At 38.7% G+C, this 14,363-nt stretch carries 11 protein-coding genes; 10 read left to right on the top strand and 1 reads right to left on the bottom strand.

Annotation, left to right across the window (positions count from 1 at the left end; genetic code table 11):
- Positions 1-69: 69 nt before the first annotated feature.
- Positions 70-2,610, top strand: coding sequence for a flagellar hook protein FlgE (gene flgE / locus EL158_RS08365; protein WP_027304180.1), 2,541 nt, complete (start codon positions 70-72; stop codon positions 2,608-2,610).
- A 154-nt stretch (positions 2,611-2,764) separates the two neighbouring features.
- Positions 2,765-3,028 (top strand): GIY-YIG nuclease family protein, encoded by a 264-nt coding sequence (locus EL158_RS08360; RefSeq protein WP_027304181.1) that lies wholly within the window; start codon positions 2,765-2,767, stop codon positions 3,026-3,028.
- Positions 3,029-3,297: 269 nt separating this feature from the next.
- On the opposite strand, the gene EL158_RS08355 is transcribed toward EL158_RS08360, so the two are convergent.
- Positions 3,298-5,271, bottom strand: coding sequence for an OPT family oligopeptide transporter (locus tag EL158_RS08355; protein ID WP_027304182.1), 1,974 nt, complete (start codon positions 5,269-5,271; stop codon positions 3,298-3,300).
- A 132-nt stretch (positions 5,272-5,403) separates the two neighbouring features.
- On the opposite strand from EL158_RS08355, the gene EL158_RS08350 reads away from it, so the two are divergent.
- From EL158_RS08350 to EL158_RS08315, 8 genes are all read left to right on the top strand, one after another.
- Positions 5,404-6,198: an undecaprenyl-diphosphate phosphatase gene (locus EL158_RS08350; protein ID WP_027304183.1), complete on the top strand. Its 795-nt coding sequence runs from the start codon at positions 5,404-5,406 to the stop codon at positions 6,196-6,198.
- A gap of 74 nt (positions 6,199-6,272) precedes the next feature.
- A complete protein-coding gene (locus EL158_RS08345; protein ID WP_051529130.1) occupies positions 6,273-8,459 on the top strand; it encodes a flagellin N-terminal helical domain-containing protein in 2,187 nt (728 codons plus the stop codon).
- 59 nt (positions 8,460-8,518) lie between these two features.
- A complete protein-coding gene (thrS, locus tag EL158_RS08340; RefSeq protein WP_027304184.1) occupies positions 8,519-10,327 on the top strand; it encodes a threonine--tRNA ligase in 1,809 nt (602 codons plus the stop codon).
- The gene (infC, locus tag EL158_RS08335; RefSeq protein ID WP_027304185.1) at positions 10,324-10,842 is read left to right on the top strand and encodes a translation initiation factor IF-3; all 519 of its coding nucleotides are present in this window, start codon (positions 10,324-10,326) and stop codon (positions 10,840-10,842) included. Before thrS ends, infC begins: the two co-directional genes overlap by 4 nt.
- Positions 10,843-11,043: 201 nt before the next feature.
- Positions 11,044-11,568 carry an EcoRI family type II restriction endonuclease gene (locus EL158_RS08330; protein ID WP_225532256.1) on the top strand — a complete coding sequence of 175 codons (525 nt, stop codon included), beginning with the start codon at positions 11,044-11,046 and terminating at the stop codon, positions 11,566-11,568.
- Between the two features lie 7 nt (positions 11,569-11,575).
- Entirely contained in the window at positions 11,576-12,664 is a 1,089-nt protein-coding gene (locus EL158_RS08325) for a DNA adenine methylase (RefSeq protein ID WP_027304186.1), read from the top strand.
- A gap of 230 nt (positions 12,665-12,894) precedes the next feature.
- The gene (gene argC, locus EL158_RS08320; protein ID WP_027304187.1) at positions 12,895-13,905 is read left to right on the top strand and encodes an N-acetyl-gamma-glutamyl-phosphate reductase; all 1,011 of its coding nucleotides are present in this window, start codon (positions 12,895-12,897) and stop codon (positions 13,903-13,905) included.
- 8 nt (positions 13,906-13,913) lie between these two features.
- Complete coding sequence (locus tag EL158_RS08315) at positions 13,914-14,360, top strand: GNAT family N-acetyltransferase (protein WP_027304188.1); 447 nt, start codon at positions 13,914-13,916, stop codon at positions 14,358-14,360.
- Positions 14,361-14,363: the final 3 nt, after the last annotated feature.

Here is a 14,363-nt window from a genome sequence, read left to right as displayed (position 1 = left end):
ACTTGGAACACTTCTTGCTTATAAACTTTTAGCAATTTTGAAGCAAGATTTTATGAAAAAGGATTCACTATGATGCGTTCTCTTTGGTCTGGTGTTAGCGGTATGCAAGCACACCAAATCGCAATGGATGTTGAGGGTAATAACATCTCAAATGTTAATACCGTAGGTTTTAAATACTCAAGAGCTGACTTTGGCACGATGTTTTCTCAAACTGTGAAAATTGCCACCGTGCCTACTGAAAATTTAGGCGGACAAAATCCACTCCAAATCGGTCTTGGCACAAGTATCAATTCAACGACTAGAATTCACTCTCAAGGCTCAGTGCAAACAACAAATAAAAACACCGATGTCGCGATTAATGGAGACGGCTTTTTTATGGTAAGTGATGACGGGGGGCTTACTCGCTATCTTACAAGAGATGGGGATTTTAAACTCGATGCGGCGGGTAATTTTGTCAATAATGCAGGCTTTGTCGTGCAAGGCTGGAACATTAACTGGAGCGATCAAAGTATCGATACTTCAAGGTCTCCTAAAAATCTCTTCATCGATCCGGGTCTTCACATACCAGCGGCTAAATCGACTGAAGTGGCTATCAAGGCAAATTTAAATAGTGGTCTAAATATCGGCAATGCGGCACGCCCACTTTACGCACTTGACTCCGTTCACGGCTTTAATAAAAAGACAAGCGAAACAAAAGATGAAAATGACGCAGGCACGACTCAATTTTACACCACTTCTAAAAATTCTATGGAAGTTACTGAAAAGGGCGTGGATGCAGCTTCACTTTTCAATGGTAGCGGTCAGGGCTTAAATTTGCGTGAGGGGCAAGGGATTTGGATAAGTTTTGCAGATTCTAAATTTACAACCAATGGCACTAATAGAACAGGCTTTGATGCTAATAATAAAACAAACCAAAACAATGTTGTATTTTGGGGAAGTGAAAATCAAAAAACACGCCTTGACATCACTCTAAACGGCGTAGCGATACAAAATGCCGACATCACAAGCTTAGACCAAGCCATAGTTTACATTAATACCTTCACAAATCCTGGGGAAGGTAGAGAAGGCACAGGCATAGTAGCGAGTAAAAATGCTAGCGGCACTGGGATAATATTTACAAATAGAAATGAAAACGGCACAACGGATAATATGAAAAATATTAATCTAATCGTTAATGCACAAAACACCGCAGGGGAGTTATGGAATGCGACTTGGAACGGAGGTAATAATAGCTTTACTTTTGGTAATGGTAAAGTTAATGCAAACGGCTCCGTTTGGACAGCCACAGGGGGAACGGGTAATCAAACCACAGGTCCAACAAATGCAGCCGTCATCACAGCACACAAATACACCTACTCAAGCTCTCCGCAAAATATACCTCCTATGTATAATCCTGACGGAGGACCAGCTTTTACGGATAATGACAATGATCCAAATACTAAGCCACAGGATCCAGCCAGTGGGAACTACTGGGACGCTTTAAGAGGAAGTCTTTATAATACCGATGTGCGTGTGTTTAGAACGACTGAAGACTTAAGAGAGCTTTTGCAAAGAGACGCAAGATATGGGGTCGATTATAATGGTAACGGTGCTTTTGCAGCAGAAGACATCAATCAAAAAGTAACCATAACTGTAAGCGATGATGGACGCTTTACCGTGTCTAATGCAAAGCAAGAAAGCACAATCCCAGCAAATGCCTTGCAAAATCAAACAGTAACGACAACGGCAAAAGACCTAAGCTTTAATGTTACAGCCTACACAGACGCACTTGGCAAAGTTAGCACAAATGACGCCTTTACTAAAATCTTTAAGGCTTTTGACGGGGTGCAAACTGCAGGAAGTCAAAAGAAAGAAAGTGAGCAACTCAAACTTTCAGCTTTTTCAGCGGGACTTGAAATTTTCGATAGTTTAGGGAATAAGCATACCTTAGAAGTGCAATTTGTCAAGCAAACTACCACTCAAGACGGCGGAAACGAGTGGCAAATGATAATCCGTGTGCCTGAACCTGCTGAAATCAATACAACAGGCGATGGTCCAAGTAATATAGTCGTAGGCTCTGCTCGCTTTAATAATGACGGCTCACTAGCAAGTTACAGCCCTAAAACGCTTAATTTTAGTCCAAATAACGGTGCTGCGCCAAATCAGCAAATCAAGCTTTCCTTTGGAACAAGCGGTGCAAATGACGGACTTGTAAGCTCAAGCTCGGCTTCAACGCTCACAAATCAAGCCACAGATGGCTACACTTCAGGGAATTTAAAACCTGATGCTATACGCGTTGATGACAAGGGGCATATTTTGGGTGAATTTACAAATGGTAAAACCTTTGCTGTGGCTAAGATAGCTATGGCTAGTGTGGCAAATAATTCAGGTCTTGAAGAAATCGGCGGCAATCTCTTTAAAATAACGGGAAATAGTGGTAATATCGTAGTCGGTGAGGCAGGAACAGGCGGTCGTGGCGAGATGAAAACCTCAGCGCTTGAAATGTCTAATGTGGATTTAAGTAGAAGCTTAACCCAACTCATCGTAGTGCAAAGAGGCTATCAAGCAAATTCAAAAACCATAAGCACGAGCGACCAAATGCTAAACACGCTTTTACAGCTTAAGCAGTAGGTTTAGGGGATTACCACGCCGCTTTTAGCGGCTCGTAATGACGACTTAATCAAGAGTGGCGGAGTATAACCGCCCAGCCGAGTCGTGTGAGGGTCCCACCGCGTCATTGCGAGGCTCAAAGAGCCGAAGCAAACTAAACAAAAAGGAAAGCGAAGTGAAGCCAAAACGCCCTTGCGTTTATATCCTATGTAATAAACCAAACGGAACGCTTTATGTGGGCGTAACGAGTGATTTGCAAAGCAGGATTTACCAACACAAAAATAAAACTTTTAGCGGTTTTACCGTTAAATATAATGTAAGTCGTTTGGCTTATTTTGAATTTTTTGAAACGATGGAGGAAGCTATCTTGCGAGAAAAACAACTCAAAGGTGGCAGCCGTGCGAAGAAAATCGCTTTAATCTTAAGCGTCTTGGCGTAATTTGAGTGAAGATTTTGTTTGATTGCTTCGTGCCTCGCAATGACGAAATTGTAGCGTGAAGTAACTCTCCGCCTCCGTCATTGCGAAAGGCTTTAGACTTGAAGCAATCTAAACCTTAAGGTAAAAAGGGAATTACCACGCCGCTTTTAGCGGCTCGTAATGACGAGGATTTAAAGCCCAGCTTTACAAGCCTAGTTCGCTAGTCTTGTAATACTAGGCTTGACTGCCTTCAATTTATTGCTAACCCGCTCTTTGAGTGGGTTGCAATATTAATCTTTTCTTAAAATTCTTTTGATGAAAAATAATACCGCTCCTATGAAGAAGATAAGGGCTAAAAGCTCATTATTATGCACGCTAAGTCCAAGTTCAAGCGGACTTTCACTCCCACCCCTACTTAAAGAAAAAGCGGTAATCCCAGCGATTATCACGCCACAAATGCTTTCCCCCACGATAAGCCCCGAGGCAAATAGTGTCCCTCTTTGTTCGCTTTTAGCGAGTTTTTCATCTTTGTGTGAATTTTTGGCGTATTTTTTAGCAACTTTTTTCATAATGAAATATTTTAAAACCCCTCCTATAACTAAAGGGATATTTACAGAAGGTGGGAGGTAAATGCCTATACCTACGGCTAAAGGCGGGAGCATTTTATCGCTTTTTCTTAAAAATTTATCGATGATGATGACAAAAATGCCTACGCAAATTCCAAAGGCTATGTATTTCCACTCTATATTTTGATGAAAAATACCTTGCGCTATGGTACTCATAAGATTAGCTTGAGGGGCGGCTAGGGCGGTGCTTGTATCCATACCCTCTCTAGGCATAGCTCCGACAAAACCATAAGCTTGATAAAGTAAATTTAAAACAGGCGTGATAGCTAAACTCCCAAAAACACAGCCTATTAGCAAAGAAACTTGCTGTTTCCAAGGAGTCGCACCGACTAAATGTCCTGTTTTTAAATCTTGTAAATTATCATTTGAAATCGCTGCTGTGGCTAAAATCACGCTTGTGATAAAAATGGCTAAAGCGATAGCAAATTTAGAAAGTGCCTCGCCCTTAAAAATATCTGCTCCTACAAGTAAAATCACTAAAGAAGAAGTGATGATAGCGATTAAGCCTATCCCTGAAATAGGGCTTGAAGAAGAACCTACAAGTCCCGCCATATAACCACAAGCCGCCGCGACAAAAAAGCCGATTAAAATCGCTAAAATCGTCCCACCTACGCTAAAAAGCAAGGTATAAAAAGAGCTTAAATTCGCCTCACTCACAAAGCTATAAAAAGTCACAAAAAGCCCTAAAAGCGTGATGAAAAATAAAAGCACAATGCTTTTAAATGAAAGGTCTTGTTTGCTTAGCTCCGGGTTAAGTTTAGCGTGTTTAATTAACTCTTTCATACCCTCAAGCACAGGCTTTAAAAGCTCAAAAAGAGTCCAAAGTGCCGCTATGGCTATGGCACCCGTGCCAATAAGCCTTACCTTATCTTTCCATACACTCCCTGCTAAACTTACCGCCTCGCTTGTATTGCTAAATTCAAAGCTTGAAAGATAAGGCGTAAAAACGCCCCACGCTAAAAACATTCCCACAAAAAGAGCGATTGCCCCTGTAAGTCCCACAAGATAGCCAGCGCCTAAAAGCGCTAAAGAATAGCCCATAGAAAAGCCAAAAGCCATTTTATTCCAAATAAAAGCTAAGGAGCTTTCACTCGCTATGATTTTAAAGCCACTGCTAAAAAGACTCATTATAGCAGCGATGAAAGAGCCAAAGGCGATTTCTTTCACGCCCTCTTTGCCCTTTTTATCGCTTTGGTCTTTATTTGCCACCTTTAAAATTTCAGCCGCCGCCCTACCCTCTGGATAGGCTAATTTACTCTCCACTACCATAACACGCCTTAAGGGTATGGTAAAAAGCACTCCAAGCACCCCACCACAAAGACAAATCATAAAGGTTTGCCATAGAGGAAATTCACTCCAATACCCACACATAAAAAGCCCCGGTATGACAAAAATGACCGCTGAAAGCGTTCCAGCGGCGGAAGCTTCTGTTTGCACCATATTATTTTCTAAAATGCTTGAATTTTTAAATAAACTTAAAACCGCCATAGAAATGACAACAGCAGGGATAGAGGAGGAAAAGGTCAGCCCCACTTTAAGCCCCAAATAAACATTAGAAGCGGTAAAGATGAGAGTTAAAATACTCCCTAAAATCAAGCCTCGAAAGGTCAGTTCGCGTAAATTTTTTGAAGTGTGCATAGTAGTCCTTATATTTTGATAAAGGTAAAAAGATATATAAAAAGTTCTTAAAATTTAATGAAATTAAGTTAATTTTAAATTTCGTTTGTAAATTTAAAGTAAGATTTGACAAAATCATTTTAAGGGTAAGCTTTGGAAAATTTATACGCTTTCATACTTGGCATTATCGAGGGTTTGACGGAATTTTTGCCTATTTCTAGCACGGGACATATGATTTTAGGGACGACGATTTTAGGGATTAAAATGGACGATTTTTGGCGGTCTTTTCTCATTATTATCCAGCTTGGTTCGATTTTAGCAGTGCTTTTTGTCTTTTGGCGTAAGCTTTTGCAAAGCTTTGTTTTGTGGCTTAAATTAGCCTTTGCTTTTTTACCTACGGGGCTTATTGGGCTTTTTGTGGCGAAGCATTTAGAGCTTTTGTTTAATGGCTATGTGGTAGTTTTTATGCTGATTTTAGGGGGGGTGGTTTTTATAGCGATTGAGCTTTTACACAAAGGGAAGAATTATGCGGTGAATTCTTTGGAGGAAGTGAGCTTTAAACAAGCTTTTTGTATAGGGCTAATCCAGTCTTTAGCGATGATTCCGGGCACTTCAAGGAGCGGAGCTAGCATTATAGGCGGACTTTTGCTAGGGCTTAACCGCAAGGTTGCGGCGGAATTTAGCTTTTTGCTTGCTGTGCCGACTATGATGATAGCAACTTGTTATAGCATTTACAAAGAGCCAAGCATTTTAAGCAGTGCCTCTTCTTTTACGCCTCTTTTTATAGGCTTTGTGGTGGCTTTTGTGGTGGCGGTTTTGGTGATTAAATTTTTTCTTAAATTCATTGCGAAATTTGACTTTATCCCTTTTGGGATTTATCGTATTATTTTAGGGCTTGTTTTCTTTTATCTTTATAGCACGGCTTTACTTTCACCTCAAAACTTTTAATTCAATTCTCAAGTTTTTTTAAAAAATAACGATATAGATTTTACAGAAATTTCTAATCGGGACACAAATATAGTATGAGGATTACTAACATTGCAGCACTTAGTGCTTATACCAGTGTTAAATCAAATTCCAGCGCTCTCTCAGCGTCTTTGCAACGCCTATCTTCAGGCTTACGCATCAATTCTGCCAAAGACGATGCCTCCTCAAGTGCTATTAGTTCCCAGCTTCTTAGCTCTTCTCACACTCTCAATCAGGCTAATAACAACGCCAATGATGCAAAAGCAATGTTCCAAATAGCCGACAAAGCTATGGACGAGCAAATTAAAATCGTGGAAATGATTAAGGTTAAAGCAACTCAAGCCGCACAAGATGGACAAAGTGCTAAAACAAGGAGAATGATACAAGCGGACATTAACCGACTTTTGGAAGCTTATGATAACATTGCCAACACGACTTCTTACAATGGCATACAGCTTTTAAGCGGTGGTTTTATCAATAAAAAATTTCAAATCGGCGCCCAAGCTAATCAAGTCGTTGGAGCGAGTATAGGCTCAACCCTTTCTTCTAAAGTCGGCAATACGCGTTTTGAAACAGGTGCTAATATCGTCGCAGGTAATTATGGTAGCATTGATGTAAAAATCAATTCTACTATTAATAATAAAACTTTCACTTTTTCAGGCGTGGAAATCGGCACCAAGCTTAATTATGGCTTGGGTGATTTAGTGGAAAGAATAAATAATGTTAGCACTCAAACAGGCATTAAAGCAAGTTATGATGTCCGCACCGTAGGAACAGACAATATCACAGCAGGTAAAACCGGGGCGGATTTTAGTATCAATGGCACTTTAATCGGCTCTATCTCCGTGCAGGATAATGATAAAAACGGCGCTCTCGTGCAAGCTATTAATGCTGTTAAAACTACCACAGGTGTGGAGGCGAGTATCAATGCTGCGGGGAATTTGGAGCTAAATTCCCTTGATGGTAGGGGTATAGTGCTAAAGGATAGCTCTAATGGCTTTTTTGGTTTAGCACATCTTAGAAATGGACAAAGCGTTCAAGCGAAGTTGGAAGATTTTAAGCCTATTACCGCAGCAGACGGCGTTAAGATTAATGATATTAATGTAGGTCCAGCAGCCACCCCAGAAGCTTTAGTTTCTAATGTCAATGCCCTTACCCCACAAACAGGAGTTTCCGCGAAAATCCAAGATGGAGTTATACTCTTTATGGCTTTAGACCCTACGAAGCGACTCAATATGAGCGGGAATCAAGTTACACCTAATTTAGGCGTGCCACTTACCACTGTGCGTGGGGATTGGGTAACAAAAGATAAATTTATCACGCGTATGCCAAATACTGCACACCCAGAATACAATGGTATAGCCATACAGGTAATTAAGAGAGGACAACCGGGCGTTAAGGTTTATACGGAAAGGACGATTTTAGAGGGTAAGGCAGATGGGAAGTATTATCTACAAGATCTTGTAGATTGTTTTAATAAAGATAGTCATAAAACAGGTATCACAGCCTTTATAGAAGAAAACCCCAATGACCCTAATCAACAACGCATTTGTTTCACTATGCCTGATGATGTGGAGGCTATTACCGGTATAAGCACACATAATTATCCTAACACTCAAAATCCTCCACAGCAAAATACTGGAGGAGCTGGAGAATTCGGTTTCGGTGGTAGCAAACAAAGAAATGCAGATGGCGCTAAACTTACTTCTTTTAATGAAAATTTCGGTAGACTTAAGCTTGTAAGCTCAGGACCTAAAGATATACAAATGCAAGTTAAACTTAATAATGTGGAGATTAATTCTCTCTTAGGTTTTGATGCCTCAATGACAGGCTTTGCGGAAGAAAATGTATCTTTAAGGGATATGAAAGGCTTGATGAGTTCGGCACAAGAAAATGCTTTGGGCTTTTTCCATTCTATTTTTGATACTTATATTGATGGTAGAGAGGGCTTACATCTTAAAAAAGCGATGGCTTTAATGGATGTAGCAGACACTGCTTTGGAAAATTTAGATTCTATTCGCTCGGATTTAGGCAGTGTGCAACAACAACTTGATGCGACCATTAATAATATTAGTATCACAGAAATTTCACTTTCCGCAGCGGCTTCTCAACTTAAAGATGTGGATTTTGCCGCAGAGAGTGCGAATTTTTCTAAATCACAACTTCTTACAGAATTTAGTTCCGTTATGCTTTATAATGCGATGAAGGTTAAGGAAGAAAATATCTTATCGCTATTGGTATAAATTTAAAAAGAGCTTAAGTTGAAAGAGTATAGAATTACGCTATTTTTATAAGGAGTCAAATGGATAAAATTTGTATAGCTTACAAAGATAAAGACACTCTCATAGACACTCAAAGCGTGAAAAATTTGGATTTTGAAAAGGTTTATTTTGACAATTCTAAGGAGGCTTTAGAAGTCATTCGGCATTCTTGTGCGCATTTAATGGCACAAGCGATTAAGGCACTTTATCCTGAGGCGAAATTTTTTGTGGGACCCGTGATAGAGGACGGATTTTATTATGATTTTCGTGTGAGTTCCAAGCTAGGCGAGGAAGACTTAGTAAGAATAGAAAAAAAGATGAAAGAGCTCGTCGAAGCTAAGCTTGAAATTCAAAAATACACCTTAAGTAAAAAAGAAGCGATTGAAAAATTTAAAGACGATGATTTAAAACAAGAAGTTTTAGCAAAAATTCCAAGCGATGAAGTGAGCATTTATAAGCAAGGAGAATTTGAGGATTTATGTCGTGGTCCTCACGCACCCAATACGAAATTCTTGCGTTTTTTTAAACTCACACGCATTGCAGGGGCGTATCTAGGCGGTGATGAAAATAAAGAAATGCTAACACGCATTTATGGCACAGCCTTTGCCGATAAAGAAAGCTTAAAAGAATACCTACACATCATCGAAGAAGCAAAAAAAAGAGACCATAGAAAGCTAGGCAGTGAGCTAAAACTCTTCACTTTTGATGAGCAAATTGGTGGCGGTTTGCCTTTGTGGCTAAGTAATGGAGCGAGACTGCGTTCAAAATTAGAGCAAATGCTTTATAAAATTCACCGCTTAAGAGGCTATGAGCCTGTAAGAGGACCTGAGCTTTTGAAGGCGGAGGCGTGGAAGATTAGCGGACATTACGCAAATTATAAAGAAAATATGTATTTCACAAACATTGATGAGCAAGAATATGGCATTAAGCCGATGAATTGCGTAGGACACATTAAGATTTATCAAAGCGAACTTAGAAGTTACCGCGATTTACCTTTGAAATTTTTTGAATATGGCGTGGTGCATAGACACGAAAAAAGCGGAGTTTTACACGGACTTTTTAGGGTGAGAGAATTCACTCAAGATGACGCACATGTTTTTTGTATGCCAAGCCAGATTAAAGAACAAGTGCTTGAAATTTTAGCCTTTGTGGAACATTTGATGAAACTTTTTGATTTTAGCTATGAAATGGAAATTTCAACCCGCCCAAAAAAAGCCATAGGTGAGGAGGCGATTTGGGAAGTAGCGACTAAGGCTTTAAAAGAGGCTTTGGACGAACAGGGCTTAAAATATGGCATAGACGAGGGGGGTGGGGCTTTTTATGGTCCTAAAATAGACATTAAAATCACAGACGCTCTTAAGCGTAAATGGCAGTGTGGCACGATACAAGTGGATTTTAATTTACCTGAGCGTTTTGCGTTAGAATACACCACAAGCGAGAATACTAAAGAACGCCCCGTGATGTTGCACCGTGCGATTTTAGGCTCTTTTGAGAGATTTGTGGGGATTTTAACCGAGCATTGTGCGGGAGAATTTCCTTTCTTCATCGCACCGACTCAAGTGGGTATAGTGCCAATTAGTGAGGTGCATTTAGCTTATGCTAAGGGTATACAAAGAACGCTTTTAGAATTAGGCGTGGATAGTGAAATTTACGACAAAAATGAAAGTTTAAGCAAAAAAATTCGTAACGCTGAAAAGCAAAAATTACCGATGATTTTAGTTTTGGGCGATGAGGAGCTGTCAAATAGGGCTGTGGCTTTAAGAGATAGGAGGGCTAAGGAGCAAAAAAGTCTTAGTTTAGATGAATTTATCAATTTAGTGAAGGAGAAAATGAGTGAGGTTGCGTTTTGAGTAGGGAAAAAGAAGTGTTGCTTAATGAAGAAATAAGAGCAGACGAGCTTCGCTGTATAGGCGATGATGGTAAAGTTTATGGGATTATCAGTGCGGACGAGGCTTTGGGCATTGCAAATCGTTTGGGACTTGATTTAGTTTTAATAGCCCCTGATGCCAAGCCGCCTGTGGCAAAAATTATGGATTATGGGAAATTCCGCTACCAGCAAGAAAAAAAGCAAAAAGAAGCTAAGAAAAAACAAAAAGTTATTGATATCAAAGAAATTAAACTTTCTGTGAAAATCGCACAAAATGACATTAACTACAAGGTTAAGCACGCTTTGGAATTTTTAGAACAGGATAAGCATGTGAAATTTCGCGTCTTTTTAAAGGGGCGTGAGATGTCAAATCCTGAAGCGGGCGTGGCTTTACTTGAAAAAATTTGGCAAAGCATAGAGGATAAGGCAAACCGCGATAAAGAGCCGCTTTTTGAGGGGCGTTATGTCAATATGCTTGTAACGCCGAAAAAGACTTAGGGTGCCTAGAGAAGCTTTAAGATCTAGCATTAAACAGCATAAAGCGAAAAATTTAAAATCAAAAAATGATGATTTAAATTTAGATTTAGCTATGAGAAAAACTAAAAAATACCTAGAGGAGCGATTTTCGGGGGTAGGGTAGCTAATTTTGTAGAAGGCAAGTATTATTTTGAAATTACCAAAAAGCTTGATTTATCTTTTATGATAGAAAATATTAAAGCCTCTAAGCTTAGAGCTGAATTTGATACGAGTTTTATGGATAGGGCGATTTATCCTGATGGAGGAATTTTGTTTTTAAAGAAAAAAGATGAGCCAAATTTTGCTAAGGTGCTTCTCATCACAGAAGCTAAAAGACAAGGCACAAATGATGAAAGAGCAAAAGAGGGCAGGAAAAAACAAGCCACAGATAACGCTATAGAAAGATTAGGCAAAAATCTCACAGGCATTAAAGCTATGCTTAATCACGAAAAAATAACGCCTTTTGTGTGTTTTGGCTGGGGTTGCGATTTTGCTCCCAGCGAAAAAACGGTGCTAGCAAAACTCAATGTCCTTAACGAATTTTACTATCTTAATAAAACTTACATTTTCAAAACGGATGGCAATAGTAATTTTAATTATTTTTCTCCTGTGAGTATGTATTTTAGAGAAGAAAAATGGGAGGCGGATGAGATGTTTCATATTTGCAAAGAGATAGCTGAAACCTCCCTTAGATATTACATTTTTTAGGAAAATTATGCAAGAAAATCCCGCCTTTTTAAAAGAGCAAATCATCACTTATTTGGGTAATAAAAGAGCTTTACTAGGCTTTTTAAAACAAGGCTTTGATTACGCTAAATTTGAGCTTAAAAAGGAAAAATTAAGCTTTTTGGATATGTTTAGCGGTTCAGGTATAGTGAGCCGTTTTGCTAAGGCACATAGTAGCTTTATTATCGCAAATGATTTGGAGCTTTATTCTAAAATCATTAATTCTTGTTATCTAGCAAATTTAAATCAAAATGAGTTTAAAACGCTAAAAACTCTCCATCAAAAACTCCTAAGCACCCCTTTGCAAAATGGCTTTATCAGTGAGCTTTACGCTCCCAAAGATGAGGCAAATATCCAAAAAAATGAGCGTGTTTTTTACACTAGAGAAAATGCGCTTTATTTAGACAGCTTAAGACAAGCCATAGAAAAAGAAATTCCAACGAATTTACGCTATTTTTTCTTAGCACCCTTGCTTTATGAAGCGAGTGTGCACGCTAATACAAGTGGCGTTTTTAAAGGCTTTTATAAGGATAAAAACGGAGTGGGTAAATTTGGTGGGGTGGGAGAAAATGCTCTTTCACGCATTAGGGGGAAGATGAGTCTTAAAATGCCTGTTTTTTCGAATTTTCATTGCGAATTTGAAGTTTTGCAAAAGGATGCAAATGCTTTGAGTAAGGAGCTTGAAAGGCTTGATTTAGCATATTTTGACCCCCCTTATAATCAACACCCTTATGGCTCAAATTATTTTATGCTTAATCTTCTTGCCGCTTATAAAAAGCCTACCGAGCTTTCTAAAATCAGCGGCATACCAAAAGATTGGAATAGAAGCGTTTATAACAAAGCTAAAGAAGCCGAAGAAGCCCTTTTTGAGCTAATTTTTCAAACCCCTGCTAAAATCATTTTGCTTTCTTATAATTGCGAGGGTTTTGTGAAAAAAGAGAAATTTGAAAAAAGACTTCAAAAGCTTGGCAAATGCTTTATTTTAGAGCAAAATTACAATGCTTTTAGAGCTAGTCGCAATCTTAAAAATCGTCCCATACATATTAAAGAACAGCTTTATATCGTTAAAAAAGCTTAGTTTGATTTTTCAAGCACCCATAAGTATTCAAATACACCATTTTTCTGCATAATGCAGAGTTTTGGTAGGTGATAGTTTGGGGCGTGTTGCTTTTGTGAAGTGAAGCAGGTTAAATGACATTTAAAAGTCTTATGAGTATGGATTTAGGCGTATGAGAATTTTCTTAATATTTTTTAAATCAATTTTTATTTTAAAATAATATAATCGAAATCTCAAAATTAAGGAAAAAAATGGAACTTAAGGTAGGAATTTTAGGTGCTAGTGGCTATGTGGGTAATGAGCTTGTGAAAATTCTCTCCAAACACCCCAAAACAAAGCTTACTTACATAGGCTCAAAAAATAATGTAGGACAAAGTTACAACGCCCTTTATCCGCACTCAAATTTAAGTCTTCAATTTGCTAGCGAGGATTTAAGTGAGGTCGAGCTTGATGTGCTTTTTATGGCGACTCCGCACGAATTTAGTGCGAGTTTTATTAATGATGCTTTATTAAAGCGTATGAAAATTATCGATTTGAGTGCGGATTTTCGCTTGAAAAATTTGCGAAATTATGAGCTTTATTATCATTTTTCTCACCCTAATGAAAAGCTTGTCAAAGAGGCTGTTTATGGGCTTAGTGAGCTTTATTGTGAGGAGATAAAAAAGACGCGTTTAGTGGCAAATGCGGGCTGTTATACGACTTGCTCTATCCTTAGTCTTTATCCTGTGGTGAAGGAAAAAGTGATTGATTTAAGCTCCATTATCATCGATGCGAAAAGCGGAGTAAGTGGGGCTGGACGCGGAGCTAAGATAGAGAATTTATTTTGTGAAGTTAATGAAAATTTCAAGGCTTATGCTATTGCTTCACATCGCCATACACCAGAGATTGAAGAGCAATTAAGCCTTGCAGCAAATGAGGAGCTAAAAATTCAATTCACTCCGCACCTTGTCCCTATGCAAAGGGGGATTTTAGCAAGTATTTACGCAAATTTAGCCTGCGATTTAGACGAGGGCGAGTTAAGAAAAATTTATGAAAAATATTATCAAAATAAGCCCTTTATCCGTCTTTTAAGCGGTAAAATTTACCCTCAAACGCATTTTGTAAGCCATAGTAATTTTATGGATATTAATTTTTGCATAGATAAACGCACAAAAAGACTTATCATCATCGGTGCTTTGGATAATTTGGTCAAAGGTGCGGCAGGGCAAGCGGTGCAAAATATGAATTTAATGTTTGATTTTGATGAAAATTTAGGATTTTAGGAGGATTTATGAAAATTAGGGCGATGCAAGAAGAAGATTACGAAAAAGTGTATGCTTTGTGGTGTGAAATTAAGGGATTTGGTCTAAGAAGCATTGATGATAGTTTTGAAAATATCAGTGCTTTTTTGGGGCGTAATCCAAATTTAAGTGCCGTAGCGGAACTAGAGGGCGAAATAATAGGCTCAATTCTTTGCGGACACGATGGACGCACGGGCGGCTTTTACCATGTATGCGTGCATAAAAATCATAGAAAAAAGGGCATAGCACACGAGATGACAAAATTTTGCCTAGAAGCACTTAAAAAAGAAAAGATTAATAAAATCGCCCTCATAGCCTTTAAAAGTAATGATTTGGGTAATGAGTTTTGGAGACATTATGGCTTTACTTTAAGAGAGGATGCCAATTATTATGACCTTTCTTTAAATGATGATAATCAAACAAATTTCAACCGCTAGGAA

Source organism: Campylobacter upsaliensis, assembly GCF_900637395.1.
Lineage (GTDB): Bacteria > Campylobacterota > Campylobacteria > Campylobacterales > Campylobacteraceae > Campylobacter_D > Campylobacter_D upsaliensis.
This window is presented reverse-complemented; position numbering and strand designations above follow the sequence as displayed.

Excerpts from the sequence above, each read along its gene's own strand:
- flgE (WP_027304180.1), top strand. The coding sequence starts at position 70 with ATGATGCGTTCTCTTTGGTCTGGTGTTAGCGGTATGCAAGCACACCAA.
- EL158_RS08355 (WP_027304182.1), bottom strand. The coding sequence starts at position 5,271 with ATGCACACTTCAAAAAATTTACGCGAACTGACCTTTCGAGGCTTGATT.
- EL158_RS08345 (WP_051529130.1), top strand. The coding sequence starts at position 6,273 with ATGAGGATTACTAACATTGCAGCACTTAGTGCTTATACCAGTGTTAAA.
- thrS (WP_027304184.1), top strand. The coding sequence starts at position 8,519 with ATGGATAAAATTTGTATAGCTTACAAAGATAAAGACACTCTCATAGAC.
- EL158_RS08330 (WP_225532256.1), top strand. The coding sequence starts at position 11,044 with ATGATAGAAAATATTAAAGCCTCTAAGCTTAGAGCTGAATTTGATACG.
- EL158_RS08325 (WP_027304186.1), top strand. The coding sequence starts at position 11,576 with ATGCAAGAAAATCCCGCCTTTTTAAAAGAGCAAATCATCACTTATTTG.
- argC (WP_027304187.1), top strand. The coding sequence starts at position 12,895 with ATGGAACTTAAGGTAGGAATTTTAGGTGCTAGTGGCTATGTGGGTAAT.
- EL158_RS08315 (WP_027304188.1), top strand. The coding sequence starts at position 13,914 with ATGAAAATTAGGGCGATGCAAGAAGAAGATTACGAAAAAGTGTATGCT.